This window comes from Micromonospora sp. RTBAU3-60 (assembly GCF_054963695.1).
On record NZ_JBUEGB010000102.1, the window covers coordinates 1 to 15,766 of the forward strand.

Here is a 15,766-nt window from a genome sequence, read left to right on the forward strand (position 1 = left end):
CCCGACAAATCCGACAATCATGCCAACAGATGGATCTGAGTAGTTTGGCCATTCCCCAACGGAGTCCTGAAGGACCGGGATTCCTCGCTAAATCACGTTGAGACTCGTCCGGTAGGGCGCTCCACCTTGTCCCCGTCTGGGAGGCTGGACGGTCTGACGAATGCCCGACGAGGAGATCCGCCTCAACCTGTCTGGCCACATAGCGACCTGGCCCGGTCGTGCCAAACGCTGCCGGCGTACGCCACCTCAACGTTGACGACATGGGTTCGGTGATCTGCTGTTTCTACCGACAGTCGCAATGGCAGGGAACTGTGCCCGATCGAGCAGTCGGCCACAAGCTGAATGTCTATTACGCTTGCTGCGGCAGGACGCAGTCGGGGAGACGAATTCGTCGGTCGGATGTCGATGCCGGTGAAACGTGCTTCGGCTGCACGTACTGTGACTGGCTGCGGTCCAGCGTTGACCACCGTTACTTGCGCTGCAAATTGCGCCATGCCGCCGGAATTCCTACCATCGCCCTTTGCCGAGCTGGCTACGGCGGTAACCGCGACGGTGGCGGCCCGCGTTTGTTCCTCGCGGGAGGCCTGCAGTTGGGCTCCACCGATGCCGCCGAGCGTTGCGCCAAGAACGAACGCGCCGATGATGTAGGGGCCCGGTGGTCGCCCGATGCGTCGCGGAGCCTCATCCGGGTCGGCCACCACATCACCTTGCGCATCGAGGTCTATGACCCGCTGCTCCGCCGTCATTCGGACAGTCTAGGTGAGCAATAGCGCGCGCCGGATCAGCCGTCGGCGTGCCAGCCACGTGCCAGTAGCCGGTGCCCCGAACGGGCACGAGCGGGCACGAGCCGTGTCCCACCCCGTACGACGAGCAGGTGTTTCGGGCATCTCAGGGCGGTGATCTTCGTCCTTCCAAACTGACGCTCGGGGACGCCGGACCCGCAGTCCGCATTTTGTCCGCAAGACGCCGACCGACAGCAGGGGAGTGGTGTGAGATGTCGCGAGGTGTTTCCGCTGCTAGCCCGCCATTTGGGCAGTCGATGGGGCGGGCAATTTGATCTCATAATCCCTTGGTCGCGGTTTCGAGTCCTGCTTGCCCCACCTCGTTAGACCCCTGCTCAGCCAGGGGTGACGGGATGGCGGCAGAAGCGGGAGGCGGTCAGGCCCACCACTTCGGGTACCACCTCAGAACCTCTTCCGCAGACTTCGGCGGCTTGGACTCCCTTTCCCGCCAAGCGGCAATGGCTGTCGGACCATGAGCCACCAGTCCCCCGGCGAGGAGAAGTAGCGACGTGACCTTTTCGGGCCAGCCCAGCCACAACCCGACACCCGACGTAAGCAGGAGCAGAAGCCCTACGAGCTGCGTCATTCGGAGACGCGGGCGCTTCATGCCTGCAAGTCTACGTTTGATCGACAACGAGGCCGAGTCCCCGAAGCCGGCAGCGGCGACGGGATGGCGGCAGAAGCGGGGCGGCGTGCGATCTACGTGCGACAAGTGGCGGTGATCACGAGCCAAGAGCGGTCAACCAAGGGCAACGGTGACCGATGCAGCCGGGATACCAACAGCAAGATCCCCACCGACGTTTCCGCTGGTGGGGATCTTTGTAGCCCGGAGAAAGGCTATGTGGCCAGGGGTGGGGGCGAACCGCCGACCTTCCGTTTTTCAGGCGGGTGCGTTCTTGGGATCTTCCCCACCAGCGATCCTCCAAGCAGTCGACCTACACGGTCGAGCCAGCCGGCACGTTGACAGCCGATCCCCGATAGGGGATCAGAGGTCGCCGTACTCGCCGACCCGGCGTCCGCCGACCCAGGTGTGCAGCACGCTGGTCTGCCACAGGGCGCGATTGGCCGGCAGGTTGAACGGATCCAGGTCCGTGATGATGAAGTCCGCCCACTTGCCCGGTTCCAAGCTGCCGAGCACCTTTTCCTGGTGGGCCGCGTACGCCGCGTCGAGGGTGAACGACCGCAGGGCCTCGACCGGTGTCATGGCCTCGTCGGAGTACCAACCGCCGGCCGGTCGGCCCTCCCGGTCGGTGCGGGTCACGGCGGCGTGCAGGCCTTCGAAGGGCAGGGCGGACGAGACTGGGAAGTCCGATCCGGAGGCGATGATGGTCCCCTGGTCGAGCATCTTGCGCCACGCGTACGCGCCCTTGATGCGCTCCGGGCCCACTCGGTCCTCGGCCATGTTCATGTCGTCCGTCGCGTGCACCGGTTGCATTGACGCGACGAGGCCCAGCTGTTTGAACCGGGGGATGTCGTCGAGCGCGACAACTTGGGCGTGCTCGATCCGGTGCCGGAGGCCCTGATTCCCGACGGTACGGAAAGCCCGGTCGAACGCGTCGAGGACGATCCGGTTGCCGCGGTCGCCGATAGCGTGGATCGCCGCCTGGTAGCCCGCCGCGAGCACGGCCGCGACGCGGTTGTTCATTTCTTCCGGGGTTACCCGCAGGAGTCCGCTGGTGGAGGGTTCGTCGCTGTACGGCTGGAGCAGGGCCGCACCTCGACTGCCCAAGGCTCCGTCGGCGACGAGTTTCACCGTGCGTACCCGCAGCATGTCCGCGGCGAACGAGTCCGTGCGGACCGTCGCTCCGAGATCTTTGAACGCGTCCCAGGCCAGGAATGCGTTGACTCGCATGGTCAGCTCACCGGCGGCGGCCAGCTCTCGCAGGACCACGTAGCCGTCCGTGCTGGTTGAGGCGTCGGAGACGGAGGTGATGCCGACGGCGTTGAGCTTCGCTTGGGCGACGAGCGCACGCCGCCGTACGTCCTCGATGGTTGGTGCTGGAACCTTGGACGAGACGAAGCCCATCGCCGTGTCGACGAGCGTGCCGGTCGGGTTGCCGTCGGCGTCGCGGATGATCTGCCCGCCGGCGGGGTCCGGGGTGTCCCTGGTGATCCCGGCGAGGGTCAGCGCCGCGGTGTTGGCCACGCCTGCGTGGCCGTCGACCCGGACGAGCCACACCGGGCGGTCCCTGACGACCACGTCGAGGTCGGCCGCCGTGGGGAAACGACCGAGTCCCCAGATGACCTGGTTCCATCCCCGTCCGGTGATCCACGCCAGGTCCGGGTTGGCGGCGGCGTACGCGGCGAGAGCCTGCTGCGCCTGCGCTAGCGACCGAGTGCCGCTGAGGTCGAGCTCCGACGCCAGCGCGCCGTAGTTCCAGACGTGGCCGTGCGCGTCGTGCATGCCGGGGAGAAGAACCCGGCCCTTGCCGTTGATGCGTCGTACGCCCCGACCCGCGCTAGCGTCGAGTCCGGCCACCTTCCCGTCCCCAGCGATCAGGACGCTGGAGAACTCCCGCAGCCCCTTGCGGGTGACGGTGTAGCCGCGGACGTTGTCCAAAAGGAGCGGTCCCTGCCGGGTGCCGCTGGCCGGGGCGGCGGCCTGCGCCGCGCTGGCGGGCGACGCCGGGAGAACGGCGGCACCGACGCCGATGCCGAGCAACTTCAGAACCTGTGCCCGAGTGAGGTTTGGCCCGGGCGGCGGAGTAGCGCATGCATCACACATGGAAGGTTCTCCTCGAAGACTTCAAGCGAACTGGGCGGTCCACGCGATGGGTGAGGCGGGACGAGGTCGGGCCGACGCTTGGGTAGCTATCCATCAACTTCAAGGAATCCTTGATCGGCGACGCTATCAGCGTGCAAATTCTGCGGTCAAGACCGATGAGCGCCGTCGTTCGTAGATCGTTTGCCTTTGCGTCGGTCAGGGCCAGACCAGGTCCGGCTTGAGCCGCAACAGCGAATGGCCGGGGGCGCGCTGGCGGCCGGCCCGGTCCCGTGCTAGCGGCTCACGGCGTGTGACCGGCGGACGGCTTTCCTCGACAAGGTCGAGCACGGAGTCTAGGCCGGCAGACAGGGCGTCCTCGGACACCGCCGCCGCCGTGGCCTACTGGCACCACCGCGGCCCCGACCTTCACCCCGCCCAGATCGCCCAGCGGATCGGCCGGTCCGAACGCACCGTACGCCGCCACTGGCCACCACCACCGCCGGAGGCGCACGGCACGTCAGCGGTCACCTCGCCATCTGTGGCCGCGAACGTCGTGCACGCCCGCCCGAACCCGATCAGCCAGATCATCGCCGTGCGGCCGCCCCTGGCACTGCTGCTTACCGTCGAGCTGATCTCCCGCGTCGGTACCTCGGCGCGATCCGCATCACCGCAGCCGCCACCATCGCCATCATCGCCGGCTGGGTCTCCTACTGGCATCTGGTCGGCGTCGCCGCCCGCTACGGCGAAACCGGCTACGGCGCCGCCTATCTCCTACCCATCTCTGTCGACGGGCTCGTCGTCGCCAGCGTCAGCCTCGTCGAGATCACCGCCCGGGTCCGCGCCGCCACACCAGCGCCTGCCGCCACGCCAACCCGAACGGATCCGGTCGTGGCGGTGGCACGCGCTGCTGCCGACGATCACGCCGCAGCGGCGCCCACCGAAGGGACAGGCGAGCGCCCATGCCTCGATCACACCGCCACACCTGCACCAAACTCCACCGATCCGATCCCGAATTCCGACCCTCTCGGCAACACCCGCGCCGCCCAACCGCCGCCGATGCCACCCAGCCGCCACCCGCATACAGCGACGGCGACGAGCGGGCGGACCCGCCGGACGTCGCGCCGGCAGACGACGTGCCGGCCGAAACCGGTGCCGCCGTGGCCTACTGGCGCCGCCGCGATCCCACCCTGCACCCGGCGAAGATCGCCACACGCATCGGCAAATCCGAGCGCACCGTCCGCCGCCACTGGCCGACAGCGGCCAGAAACGACACAGCGTGCATCAGCGCACCTCGCGGCAGCGTCCGACGCTGACGCCTTCGCCCCTCGGGCACCGGGCGCATCCTGGCGGCGCCCAGACCAGGCATCGGTCGGCAGCCGCCGCCGAGCCGGACGTGCGTCCGAGTAGATCGCGTCGATGTTCCCTTGGTCGACCGCCCGGTTAGCGTGCCGGTAGATCAGCCCTGTGGTTGCTCGCGCCGAGCCCTGGCGGCCACTGTGGGTCCACCCAGGGGTGGAGCGCCGGTCGGGGGTCGTCCACCCGTTGATCAACCCTGCGGCCGACGACCAAACGGGTACGGCGTTACTAGCGTCGATGTCAGCAACCAGCGATCGCAATCGCCCACGGCCGAGACCGTTTCGAGGATTCAGGTTCGCGTCCGGTTGTTGCGAGAGGTTGGTCCGCCTGGCGAACCGACTCCGGCGGACTCGCGAGAGGCAAGTTAAGGAGGAGCACGTGCCCATTTCCCTGTCCCGCATCGCACTCACCGCTGCCATCACAGCCACCGCAGTGGCAGGCCTCGCCGGACCGGCCCACGCGGCCGATGCGGCCGCGTCCGTGGCCAGTACGTATTGCGCTGACCTGAAGGCGCAGTACACCAGCGACTACAACATGTTCCTCAAGTACAGGATGTTGCAGTTCAACAGCAAGGACCCGGCACTGCGTACTTTTTACGGCAGCCTCGCGAGCCGCTACTTCACGAGTTACCAGCAGGGCCTCGCTGTGTACCAGGCCAACTGCTGACGCTGGCAGTGCGGCCCGACTCGTGCCGTACACATCGCCCGTCGCGGTGCGAGGCGCCTGGAGGGACAAATTTCCCGGTCGAGTTGGGAACGGTGCCCTATGTGGACGGGACATCCGGACACGATGATCAGCTGAGGCCGCAGAGGAGGAGAGGGACAACTGTGAGATGGAGACTGTTTGGGGCGATCGGCCTGGGTGCGGTGCTGGTTGTCGCCGGACTGGCCGGCCCGGCCATGGGGGCCACGGACGATCCCTTCGGCGACGACACCGACCGCGAGCCGGAGGTGCTGCTCGTCGCGCCGGGCGATGTCGACCTGGACAGCCCGCTCGGGTGCGTGCTGCAGAACACCGCCGAGGGGGTTGAGGTCGACAGCGGGATCGCCGGGTGTGGGCTTGTCGACTTCCAGAGCCCGGGTATGCCGGGGATGCACACGCTCTTCCCGCTCGGGTTCGGCGGGCCCGACAGCACTTACCACGGCACGGTCAACTGCGGCTCCAGCGTGGACCCGCGCATCGCTGGCGAGAGTGGCGAATACCACTTCGGTACCAGAGGCTACAACGACCCGGACCGTGCGCCGGGTCGCAGGTCGGGCAGCGGGTACGACTCGTCGCCGGACTACCAAAAGCTCGCCGACGAGGCCGACCGGCAGTGGCGGGAGTACGTCCAGGCCAGCACGGATCTCAACAACAACTTCACAAAAGGCGCGGACCCGGCGAAGGACCGGGAGCTGGTGGAAACGTTTGTCAGGGAGCATAAGGAGATGCACGAGGCGCTCGAAAAGCGGGACGCCTGGCGGCTCCCGACCAGCGAGAACGGCGGCGGCGACGGCAGCGGCGATGACGGAACCGCGGTCGCCCGGCCGGGCGGCGAGGACGCGTGTGCCGAGGTCTCCGCGCTGGTGGCGCAGTGCAACGCGACCAACTGGCAGCAGCCGGCGTGCCAGGACGCGCTGGCCAGGATGAGCCGCTGCGACCAGTCCATCGCGATGCCCGGCCCGGACCAGAACGAGGCCTGCGAAGAGTACGAGAAGCCCGACATCGAGACGGTGAAGCAGACGCAGACGCTGATCTGCAGCATGCGGATCAAGCCTGAGCCCGGCCAGGACCCGTGCGTCGGGCTCACCGTCGATGCTCGCCAGTTCCGGGGCTACCGGCCGACCGCCGAGGGCGGCCCGCCCTGCGGCAGCGAACTGGCCCTGACTACGCCCGACCAGTGCCAGCCCACCCTCACCGTGGTCAGTGTGGAGCAGCGGTGGCGCGACTACGTCGCCGAGGTGCTCAAGCGCGTCGGCGACATGGGGGGTTTCGTCATGGTCATGCCCGAGCCGTACACCGGGGGCCCGCACGACCCGCGGACCTGCGCCCCGAATTGCTGATCGCGGCCGGGCCCTCAGCCTGAACCGCCACGCCTGGACGGGTCGGTTCCGTCGATCGACACGGCGGCGAGGCCCAGGTCAGCGACCTGGGCTTCGCCGTTTCCCCGAGGGCCGGCCGAGAGCGGGGTACCTGCTCACCGGCGGGTCGGGCGGCAGGTCGACCTAGACCAGGTCGTCGCCGACCAGCTGGCTGCCTACCTCGACGACATCGGACCCGTCGAGTTCGAGCTACCGGACATCACCACCGGCGAGCGGGTGACGACGGCGGTCCTGTTCGCCTCCCAGCGGGGGAAGCTGCTCAACGCCAAGATTTCGGGGTGGCATGGAGGTGGGCGGTCGGTGGGCCGTGATCACGTGAGTTTTGTGCGGCTGGGGCGCACTCCCTACGGGATCATGGAGTGTGCGTGAGTAGGCGGCGTGATCACGTGGAGTTGTTGCTCGCGTGGCCTGTCGCGTGTCATCGGCCTCGTCACCAGTTGGAGATCCTTCTGCCGTCGAGCAAGCTCGGATGCGCGCTGCCCCGGCGGCGCTGGTCGCCGCTGTTGACCGAGTCACCGGCGTACTCAGTCGCCGATCTGGCCCGCGCCGTTGAGGTAGGTGAGAACGGCGAGGACGCGGCGGTGGCCGCTGTCGGTGACGGCGAGGCCCAGCTTGTTGAAGATGTTGCCGATGTGCTTGTGTACGGCGTTGTCGGTGATGACAAGCCGGTCAGCGATGGTGTTGTTGTCGTGTCCCTGGGCCATCAGCGCGAGTACCTCGCGTTCGCGGGGGGTGAGGACGGCGATCGGGTCCCTGCGGTGGGCGAGGAGTTGGGCGATGACTTCGGTGTCCATGGCGGTGCCACCGGCGGCCACTCGGCGCAGCGCGTCGACGAACTCATCCACCCGGCTGACGCGATCCTTGAGGAGGTAGCCGACGCCGCCGCCGGTGGTGGCGAGTAGTTCGGCGGCGTACTGCTGCTCGACGTACTGCGACAGCACCAGGACCGGTAGGCCAGGGTGCTCTCGACGGGCCTCTAGGGCGGCGCGGATACCCTCGTCGCGAAATGACGGCGGCAGCCGGACATCGACGATGGTGACGTCGGGCCGATGGTCCCGCACGGCGGTGAGGAAGCCCGCCGCGTCGTCCGCGATGGCGGCGATGTCGAACCCCACGCTCTTGAGCAGCAGTTCCAGTCCGGTGGCCAGCAGCACGTTGTCTTCGGCGATTACAACCCGCACGGCAGCTCCATGGTGATTGTCGTCGGCCCGCCGGCCGGACTGTCGACGTCGACGGTGCCGTCGAGCGCGAGCACCCGGCGGCGGATCCCGGCCAGGCCGGTGCCCAGCCGATCGTCGGCGCCGCCAGCGCCATTGTCGGTGATTACCGCCGTTAACCGGTCTGCCGTGCGGCTCACCCGTACGCCGGCCGTGGTCGCTTGGCTGTGCTTGGCGACGTTGGTGAGTGCCTCGGCGACGGCGAAGTAGACGACGGCCTCCACGGCCGCCGGTACCTTTTCGAGGTTGCCGATGTCCAGTCGGGTTGGCACGCCGCAGCGGGCCGTCACCGCGGTCAGTGCGCCGGTGAGGCCGCGGTCGGCGAGGATCGGCGGGTAGACGGTTCGGATCACCTCGCGGAGTTCGGTCATCGCCTCCTCGGTTCCTTCGTGTGCGTCCCGAAGAAGTTCTTCCAGGAACTGCTCGTTTCGCGGATTGTCGGATAACGCCTGCCGGGCCACGGCCAGCCGCATCGCGATGGCCACCAGCCGGGCCTGGGTGCCGTCGTGCAGGTCGCGTTCGATCCGGCGCAGCTCGGCGCCGTGTGCGTCGAGCACGTCTGCCCGGGTGCGGGTCAACACGGCGACCCGGTCGGCGAGTTGTTCGGCCGTCGAGTGCGACAGCACTACCAGGCAGATCCGGGCGTGTGCGCGAGCGATCGGCGGGAAGGCCAGGTACGCCAGCGCGGTGAGCAGGAGGATCTGCAGTGGGCCGAGGGTGAGGGCTGTCGCCCAGCCGGTCACCGGAATATCGATGAATAGCCGTGGCCGATCCTCTGGTGCGAACGCCCACCACAGTGGTGTGGCGACCGCGGCGGGCAGGAGGTTGCCCACGCACAGCAGCGTGAGCAGGCCGAGCGCTATCCCGGTGATGGCGTTCACCGGCAGCCAGAGCAGGTCGCGGGGTGTGGCCGGATCGGCCCATGCGCGGCGTCCCGCCGCGTGCAGGGTAGGACGTGATGCCAACGGCGTCCCGAGCAGTCGGCCGGCGCGGTCACGGTGCCAGTTCGCCCAACGCCGGGCGAGTCTCGGATGGCACAGCAGCGGCAGTGCGAGCACCGTGGCGATCCCGGTGGCCAGTGATCCCAGGAGGTAGGCCGCGCCACGCCACACCTTCACCCACCGTTGACCCGACGTCACAGGATGCCCTTTCTGCGTAGCCTCCTCGGGGACGGCGTCCGTTCGCGTTCCCGACACGGCGTCAAGTCTGCCCGGTGGCTGTCGCCCGCGGCACTACAGCCAGCTGTACCTCGCATCCGGTGGTACGGGGTATCGGTATTCGACGTCGCGGAAACCTAGCGTCGGATACGTGAGGTTGCACAGCAGAAACCCATCGAGACGACGCGTGGCGCCGGTCGAGGCCACCGCGTTCGACTCGCTATCCCCGCGTGAAACGCGGACATTTACGACACAGTCGTACGCATTGCAATTGGATTCGGTGTCGAAGGAGTACGGGTCGGGGAAGAACGCGGTACGCGCTCTCGACGGGGTGACAGCCGGATTCCCGCGCGGGACGTTCACCGCCGTCATGGGCCCGTCCGGGTCCGGCAAGAGCACGTTTCTGAACTGCGCGGCCGGTCTGGACCGTCCGACGTCGGGCCGGGTCGTGCTGGGTGACACGGAGCTGTCCAGCCTGTCGGAGACCCAGTTGACCGAGCTCCGGCGGGATCGGATTGGGTTCGTCTTCCAGGCGTACAACCTGCTCGGTGCGCTGACCGTGGCGGACAACGTTACGTTGCCCGTCCGGTTGGCCGAGAAACCGGTCGATCCCGAGGAGTTGGCGGGTGTCCTCGCCGCGGTCGGGCTCGCCGAGCATCACGACCGCCGCCCGAGCCAGCTCTCCGGTGGCCAGCAGCAGCGTGTGGCGATCGCCAGAGCGCTCATCAACGGGCCCGACCTGGTGTGCGCCGACGAGCCGACGGGCGCGCTGGACAGCCGCAGCGGCCGTCAGGTCCTGGCACTGCTCAGGAGGATCGTGGACGACCTGGCTCAGACCGTGCTCATGGTCACGCACGATCCGGTCGCGGCCGCGCAGGCCGACACCGTGGTGTTCCTCGCAGACGGCCGGTTGGCCGGCGAGCTGACCCGACCGTCCGCCGAGCAGATCGCCGAGCTGATGACTCACCTGGGGGAGCCGTGAGCCGCCGCGTGATGTCGAAGCGCATGCTGGCGCTGGCCTGGAGCACGGTCAAGGGACGGAAGGGCGGGTTCGTCGCGGCATTCGTCGCGGTGCTGTTCGGCTCGGCGGTGATCACGGCCTGCGGGATCCTGCTGGAGAGCAGCGAACGCTCGGGCGTGCCGACCGAGCGCTACCAGGCTGCCGACCTGGTGGTGGGCGCCCCGCAGGCACTGCCGGTGGCCGACGACGTGGATCCCAGGTTCGGCGAGCGGGCCACCCTGCCGGCCGGCCGGGTCGGCGACATCGCGCGAGTGCCTGGCGTCCGGGCGGCGATCGCCGACGTCAACGTTCCGGTGAGCCTCGTGACGGCGGACGCCGAGGTGCTCGCCGGGCCGGACGGCACTCCCGCGCTCGGGCATGGCTGGCAGTCGGCCGCGCTCGGTCCGTTCACCACGACCGCTGGCCAGGCCCCGGCCGGGCCGGATGACGTGGTGCTGGACTCCGCGCTGGCCGAGCGGGCCGGCGTCACCGTCGGCGCGTCGGTTCGGCTTGCGGTCGGATCGAACACGTCGACCTACCGGGTGACGGGCATCGCGGGTCTGCCAGGAGGCCGACTCGCCCGGCAGTCCGCGTTGTTCTTCACCGATGACCGGGCCCGGGAACTGTCCGGTCAACCGGACCGGGTGGACGCGATCGGCGTGCTGGCAGCACCCGGTGTCAGTGCCGACGAGCTGGCTCGCGCCATCGAGGCGGCAGCCGCCGATGTGGTCGTCTACACCGGCAGCGACCGGAGCGAGGCCGAGTTCCTCGACATCGGCAGCACGCGTTCATTCATTAGCGAGTTGGCCCTGGCGTTCGGTAGCAGCATGGTCCTGGTGATCATGATCGTCGTGGCGAGCACCCTCGCTCTGTCCGTTCGGCAGCGGCTGCGGGAACTGGCGCTGCTGAGGGCGATCGGCGCGACCCCGAAGCAGGTGCTCGGCATGATCGCCGCCGAGACCATGGTGGTCGGCACGGTCGGGGCAGTGCTCGGCGTGATTCCTGGCATCGGGCTGAGCTTCCTCATCCGCGAAGCCTTCACCCTGGTCGGTGCGCTACCAGACGACTTCGAATTGTCGATCAGCCCGCTGCCGGTACTCGCGGCGATGGTGCTGTGCCTGATCAGCGCCCGTATGGGCGGCTGGATAGCCGCCCGGCGCGCGGCCAGGCTCAGGCCGGTGGACGCGCTCGGCGAGGCCGCGGTGGAGCCACCCAAACTCGGATGGCTCCGGTTGACCGTCGGCTTGCTGCTGGTCCCCGCCGGTCTCGCCATGGCGGTCGTGCTGCCGCTGGTGCTACCCGGTGAAGGGGCCGCTGAAAGCGCGGCCTTCTCGGCGTTCCTGCTCGTCTTTGCTGTCGCGCTGCTGGGGCCGCGGTTGCTCGGCGGTGCCGTCACGGTGCTGGGCCCCTGGTTGAACCGCAGGTCGGGCGTCAGCGGGTTCCTCGCGACCGCGAACGCGCACGCCAACTCGCGAAGGCTCGCCGCAGCGACCACTCCTCTGATCATGGGCATCACCCTGGCCGCCGGGCAGCTCTTCAGCGGGACGACCGCGAGCTCGGCCGCGCAGGATCAGGCCGCGGACGGACTGCGCGCGGACTACGTCGTCACGTCCACGTCCGCCGGCGTGTCGCCCGAGGTCGCGGACATGCTCCGGGACGTGGCCGGCGTCTCGGCGGTGACCCCGGTCGTCCGCACGCGGACGCTGGCGACCTTCGGCTCGAGGGACAGCCCACAGATCAGGACCTACTCGGCACAGGGGGTCACCGGTGACCAGCTCGCCGAGACCATGGATCTCGCCGTTCTCGAGGGTGATGTCGCGGATGTGCGGGGCAACACGGTGGCGTTGAGCCGGATCGCGGCGGGCACCCTCGGCGCCGCTCTCGGCGACACCATCGACCTCCATCTCGGTGACGGCACGCCGATCAAACCCACGGTGGTCGCGCTCTACGAGAGAGGACTCGGCCTCGGTGACGTCACGCTGCCGCACGACTTCGTCCTCGAACACACCACCGACCGCCTGGACTTCGCGGTGCTGATCGCGGCGGCCGCGGGAACCGACGTCGGGGCGCTCGGCGATGCGTTGCGATCCGCCGTCCAACACCTCCCGACCGTCCAGGTCAACAACCGCGAGTCGTTCGTCGCCGCGCAGCGCGATGCCGCCGCCGGCGAGTCGGCGGTCGGCCTCATCCTCAACGCGGTCCTGCTCGGCTACCTCGCGATCGCCGTGGTGAACACCCTGGTGATGGCAACCGCCGCACGCTTCCGCGAATTCGCCCTGCTCCAACTGGTCGGCGCCACCCGTCGCCAGGTGTTCGCGATGATGCGCAGCGAGACGAGGATCATCGTCGTCGCAGCCGTGTTCATCGGTACCCTGGCCGCGATCCCGTCATTGATCGGCACGAGCATCGGACTGACCAGGACGCTGATTCCGTCCATCCCACCACTCATCTACCTGGGAATCGTCGCGGTCGCCGCGCTGCTCGGCTGGGCCGCCATCATGAACTCGACCCGGATCGCCATGCGGTCGCAGCCGGTTGACGCGATCGGCGTTCGCGAGTGACGCCAGCGGCACTACAGCCAGCTGTACCACATATCCGGTGGTACGAGGTATCGGTCGGCGTCGACGCGGCTCCTAGCGTCAACGGCATGAGATTGAACAGCAGAAACCTATCGCGGCGGGTCGCGCTGGGTGCGGCGGCGGGCCTTGTCGCCCTCACGTCCACGGTCACCGGGCTCGACCCGGCCGAAGGATCAAAGACCGGTTCCGGCCACGCCGCCGGCCGGTTGCAACGCGACACCGACGCGCTCCACGCGCTCGGGGTGACCGGCGTTCAAGCCCGGGTGACCACCTCCGACGGCCGGCACCTCGTCGCCACCAGCGGCGTCGCCGACCGTGCCACCGGGCGCCCGGTGCCACCCAACGGACGCTTCCGGATCGCCAGTACCCGCAAGGCGTTCGAAGCCACCGTCGTCCTGCAACTGGTCGAGGAACACCGACTGTCCCTCGACGACACCGTCGAGCGGTGGCTACCCGGCGTGGTCCGCGGCAACGACAACGACGGCCGCCGGATCACCGTGCGTCACCTCCTGCAGAACACCAGCGGCATCCACGACGACCTGCCCGGCTACACAACGCCCGAGGAGTACCTCCAGCAGCGATACGACGTGTACACCCGCGAGCAACTCGTCGCGCGGGCAATGAACCACCGGCCGGACTTCGAACCCGAAAAGGGCTGGGCCTACTCCAACACCGGCTTCGTCCTGGTCGGCATGATCATCGAGCGGGTCACCGGCCGTTCTCTGCAACAAGAGGTCACCGACCGGATCGTCGGTCCGCTCGGGCTGCACCACACCACCTGGCCCGGGACCTCGCCGTCCCTACCCCAGCCGCACGCTCAGGCATACCAACGGTTCGAGACCGGTGAGCTGGTGGACGTCACCGAGCAGGTTCTAGTGGACCCGGACTCCATGGTCTCCAGCACCCGGGACCTCGACCGGTTCTTCCGTGCACTGCTGGGCGGCCAGCTGCTGCGCCCCGCACAACTGGCCGACATGAAGCGAACGGTCGAGATCAACGAGGACATCAACGCGATCTGGCCGGGCGGCCTCTACGGGCTCGGCCTGGTCAGCCGCCCGCTGCCCTGCGGCGGCGTCTATTGGGGCCACGACGGCGGCGACGGCGGCTACATCACGGTCACCGGCGTCACCGACGACGGCCGGCGCAGCGCCATGGTGTCCATGTCCGCCTCACTCGGCGATTCGCTGGACAGCCTCCTCCAGCAGCAACGCGGCGCCGACACACTGATCCAAAACGCTCTATGCGGCCGGGCGTAACCGGACCGCACAGCGTGTCGTGAACGAGACCCTGACCGGCGATGGCGACCCTGACCGGCGATGGCCACGCCGGTCAGGGCCGTTCCGGAGGATGCGGCTGTGCCGGTGCCTCGTGTCCACGGTGGTTCGGCCTCGTCCGCCGTGCGTGTGGTCCAGGCCCCCCGCGCGAGTGATCCGGTCCCTTCTCGAAGGGGATGCGTGGGGCTCGGCGTGGCTGCGATCTTGAAACAGCAACGCTCGGCATTGCCCACCGGCTCGCGGGATGCACGTGGCTATCCGCAACGATCAGCGTTGGGACAAGGAGATTCCGCCATGACCGCTCGCACCATCCTGACGAAGCTGCATGGTCGGACGGCGGTGGGCGTGCCCCGCTGGGCCATCCTGGCCGCATACGCCGCCGCCCTGACCACGCTGCCCTCCACCATCTGGCGGATCACAGCCTTCGCCTTCGAGGCTCCGCTCGTGAAGCGCATGGACGCCCCGCCGCCCGGCCACGGCCCGATCCTGTTCGAAGGGATCTGGTACATCATCACGCTCAGCCTCGTCAGCGAGGTGCTGGCATTCCTCGCCCTCGGGCTGGTATGCCAGTGGGGCGAGGTCTGGCCGAGGTGGATCCCGGGCCTGCGCGGCCGCCACGTACCGACCCTCGCCGCCGTCATCCCCGCCAGCCTCGGTGCGACCGCCCTGATGATCTTCCCGTACGCGCTGGCCATGATGGCCTCCGGCCGGATGGTCAACGGCAGCCCGGACACGCCGATCACCGAGGGCTGGCAGAGCGTCGCGTTCTGGATCGCCTACCTGCCGCTGGCCGCCTGGGGACCGCTGCTCGGAATCTTGACCGTTCACTACCATCGGCGCCGCCGAACTGCCCAGTCCGCCGCCGGGTCCCGAGAGGCCGAGGTCGCCCTGGCCGGATGACAAGCCCATCCGAAGAAGGCTCACAGCGTGCTCGACCATCAATCCGAATCACAATGCCCATGATTCGTGGCAGCGGGCTGACATCGTCCGTACATCGGCGGGTGCTGCTGGCCGCTGATGGATCAGCCAGCCGCAAGCCGCGCGACCCATCCTGATCTGCCGCCGTCCGTGCGCGTCAGCCGCGCGTGGCCCCTCACGGCGGGTGGTCGGCGCTTCGCGACGCTCGGGCATCCTGAACTGCCGATGACAGGGGCACTTCTCTTACCCTTGTTTCTCAATTCGGCTATATACAATCCGCTCGTCGACTGCGCCACCGCCAAAATCGTCGGGATAGTGCCAGGCACCGGTGTACTAGTCAGTGCACTCATCTGGCCGCAGTGCGCTCGCTACTGGACAGCGCACGCGAGTGACCGCGCGCAGCAATCGTCTGATGTCGTGGCCGTCGCCTGACGCGCCCGCTCAGTCGTCGACTTCCTGTGCCGCGGCGGCGATCGGCTCGAGCCCCGCGATCAGCTCGTCGAGCTCGTCGGTGGTGAGCACGTCATACGCCGGCGCCGCCAGCTCGTCGGTGAGGGCCTCGATTCGTTCCTTGGTCTGGCGGCCGGCGTCGGTGAACCCGCCGGCGGCGTCCACGAGGCCGCGGCGGCGCAACCCGTCGACGACACCGGCGAGCTGTGCCTTGGGCAGGTGGTGGGTCCGGCCGAACTCCTCCGCCC

At 68.5% G+C, this 15,766-nt stretch carries 12 protein-coding genes; 7 read left to right on the forward strand and 5 right to left on the reverse strand.

The genetic code is table 11. The annotated features are described in order from the left end of the window. Positions 1-182 precede the first annotated feature (182 nt). Together ACY34I_RS37890 and ACY34I_RS37895 are read right to left on the reverse strand one after the other, a co-directional pair. Positions 183-746 carry a hypothetical protein gene (locus ACY34I_RS37890; protein ID WP_462759995.1) on the reverse strand — a complete coding sequence of 188 codons (564 nt, stop codon included), beginning with the start codon at positions 744-746 and terminating at the stop codon, positions 183-185. A 1,021-nt stretch (positions 747-1,767) separates the two neighbouring features. Continuing rightward, positions 1,768-3,444: an amidohydrolase gene (locus tag ACY34I_RS37895; protein ID WP_462759996.1), complete on the reverse strand. Its 1,677-nt coding sequence runs from the start codon at positions 3,442-3,444 to the stop codon at positions 1,768-1,770. 759 nt (positions 3,445-4,203) lie between these two features. Between ACY34I_RS37895 and ACY34I_RS37900 the strand changes: the two genes are divergently transcribed. The 3 genes from ACY34I_RS37900 (at position 4,204) to ACY34I_RS37910 (ending at position 6,884) form a co-directional block, all read left to right on the forward strand. Continuing rightward, positions 4,204-4,893, forward strand: a complete 690-nt coding sequence (locus ACY34I_RS37900) for a hypothetical protein (protein WP_462760007.1) — start codon at positions 4,204-4,206, stop codon at positions 4,891-4,893. A 327-nt stretch (positions 4,894-5,220) separates the two neighbouring features. Further along, entirely contained in the window at positions 5,221-5,508 is a 288-nt protein-coding gene (locus ACY34I_RS37905) for a hypothetical protein (RefSeq protein ID WP_462759997.1), read from the forward strand. 161 nt (positions 5,509-5,669) lie between these two features. After that, a complete protein-coding gene (locus ACY34I_RS37910) occupies positions 5,670-6,884 on the forward strand; it encodes a hypothetical protein (RefSeq protein WP_462759998.1) in 1,215 nt (404 codons plus the stop codon). A gap of 563 nt (positions 6,885-7,447) precedes the next feature. Here the strand turns inward: ACY34I_RS37910 and ACY34I_RS37915 are convergent. Together ACY34I_RS37915 and ACY34I_RS37920 are read right to left on the reverse strand one after the other, a co-directional pair. Further along, a complete protein-coding gene (locus ACY34I_RS37915) occupies positions 7,448-8,104 on the reverse strand; it encodes a LuxR C-terminal-related transcriptional regulator (protein ID WP_462760000.1) in 657 nt (218 codons plus the stop codon). Beyond that, positions 8,092-9,258, reverse strand: coding sequence for a sensor histidine kinase (locus tag ACY34I_RS37920; protein ID WP_462760001.1), 1,167 nt, complete (start codon positions 9,256-9,258; stop codon positions 8,092-8,094). Before ACY34I_RS37920 ends, ACY34I_RS37915 begins: the two co-directional genes overlap by 13 nt. A 319-nt stretch (positions 9,259-9,577) precedes the next feature. On the opposite strand from ACY34I_RS37920, the gene ACY34I_RS37925 reads away from it, so the two are divergent. The 4 genes from ACY34I_RS37925 to ACY34I_RS37940 all read left to right on the forward strand — a co-directional run bounded on the left by ACY34I_RS37925 (position 9,578) and on the right by ACY34I_RS37940 (position 15,050). Next, positions 9,578-10,279 carry an ABC transporter ATP-binding protein gene (locus ACY34I_RS37925; RefSeq protein ID WP_462760008.1) on the forward strand — a complete coding sequence of 234 codons (702 nt, stop codon included), beginning with the start codon at positions 9,578-9,580 and terminating at the stop codon, positions 10,277-10,279. A gap of 11 nt (positions 10,280-10,290) precedes the next feature. Next, positions 10,291-12,858, forward strand: coding sequence for an FtsX-like permease family protein (locus ACY34I_RS37930; RefSeq protein WP_462760002.1), 2,568 nt, complete (start codon positions 10,291-10,293; stop codon positions 12,856-12,858). 86 nt (positions 12,859-12,944) lie between these two features. Then, entirely contained in the window at positions 12,945-14,132 is a 1,188-nt protein-coding gene (locus ACY34I_RS37935; RefSeq protein ID WP_462760003.1) for a serine hydrolase domain-containing protein, read from the forward strand. 312 nt (positions 14,133-14,444) lie between these two features. Next, positions 14,445-15,050: a hypothetical protein gene (locus ACY34I_RS37940; protein WP_462760005.1), complete on the forward strand. Its 606-nt coding sequence runs from the start codon at positions 14,445-14,447 to the stop codon at positions 15,048-15,050. 459 nt (positions 15,051-15,509) lie between these two features. Here ACY34I_RS37940 and ACY34I_RS37945 read toward each other — a convergent pair. After that, positions 15,510-15,766, reverse strand: a 257-nt coding sequence (locus ACY34I_RS37945; protein ID WP_462760006.1) for a helix-turn-helix domain-containing protein, incomplete at its 5' end; no start/stop codon positions are given.

What these genes read in the sequence shown, in the direction of transcription:
- ACY34I_RS37890 (WP_462759995.1), bottom strand. Translation starts at nt 746, where the DNA reads ATGACGGCGGAGCAGCGGGTCATAGACCTCGATGCGCAAGGTGATGTG.
- ACY34I_RS37930 (WP_462760002.1), top strand. Translation starts at nt 10,291, where the DNA reads ATGTCGAAGCGCATGCTGGCGCTGGCCTGGAGCACGGTCAAGGGACGG.
- ACY34I_RS37935 (WP_462760003.1), top strand. Translation starts at nt 12,945, where the DNA reads ATGAGATTGAACAGCAGAAACCTATCGCGGCGGGTCGCGCTGGGTGCG.
- ACY34I_RS37940 (WP_462760005.1), top strand. Translation starts at nt 14,445, where the DNA reads ATGACCGCTCGCACCATCCTGACGAAGCTGCATGGTCGGACGGCGGTG.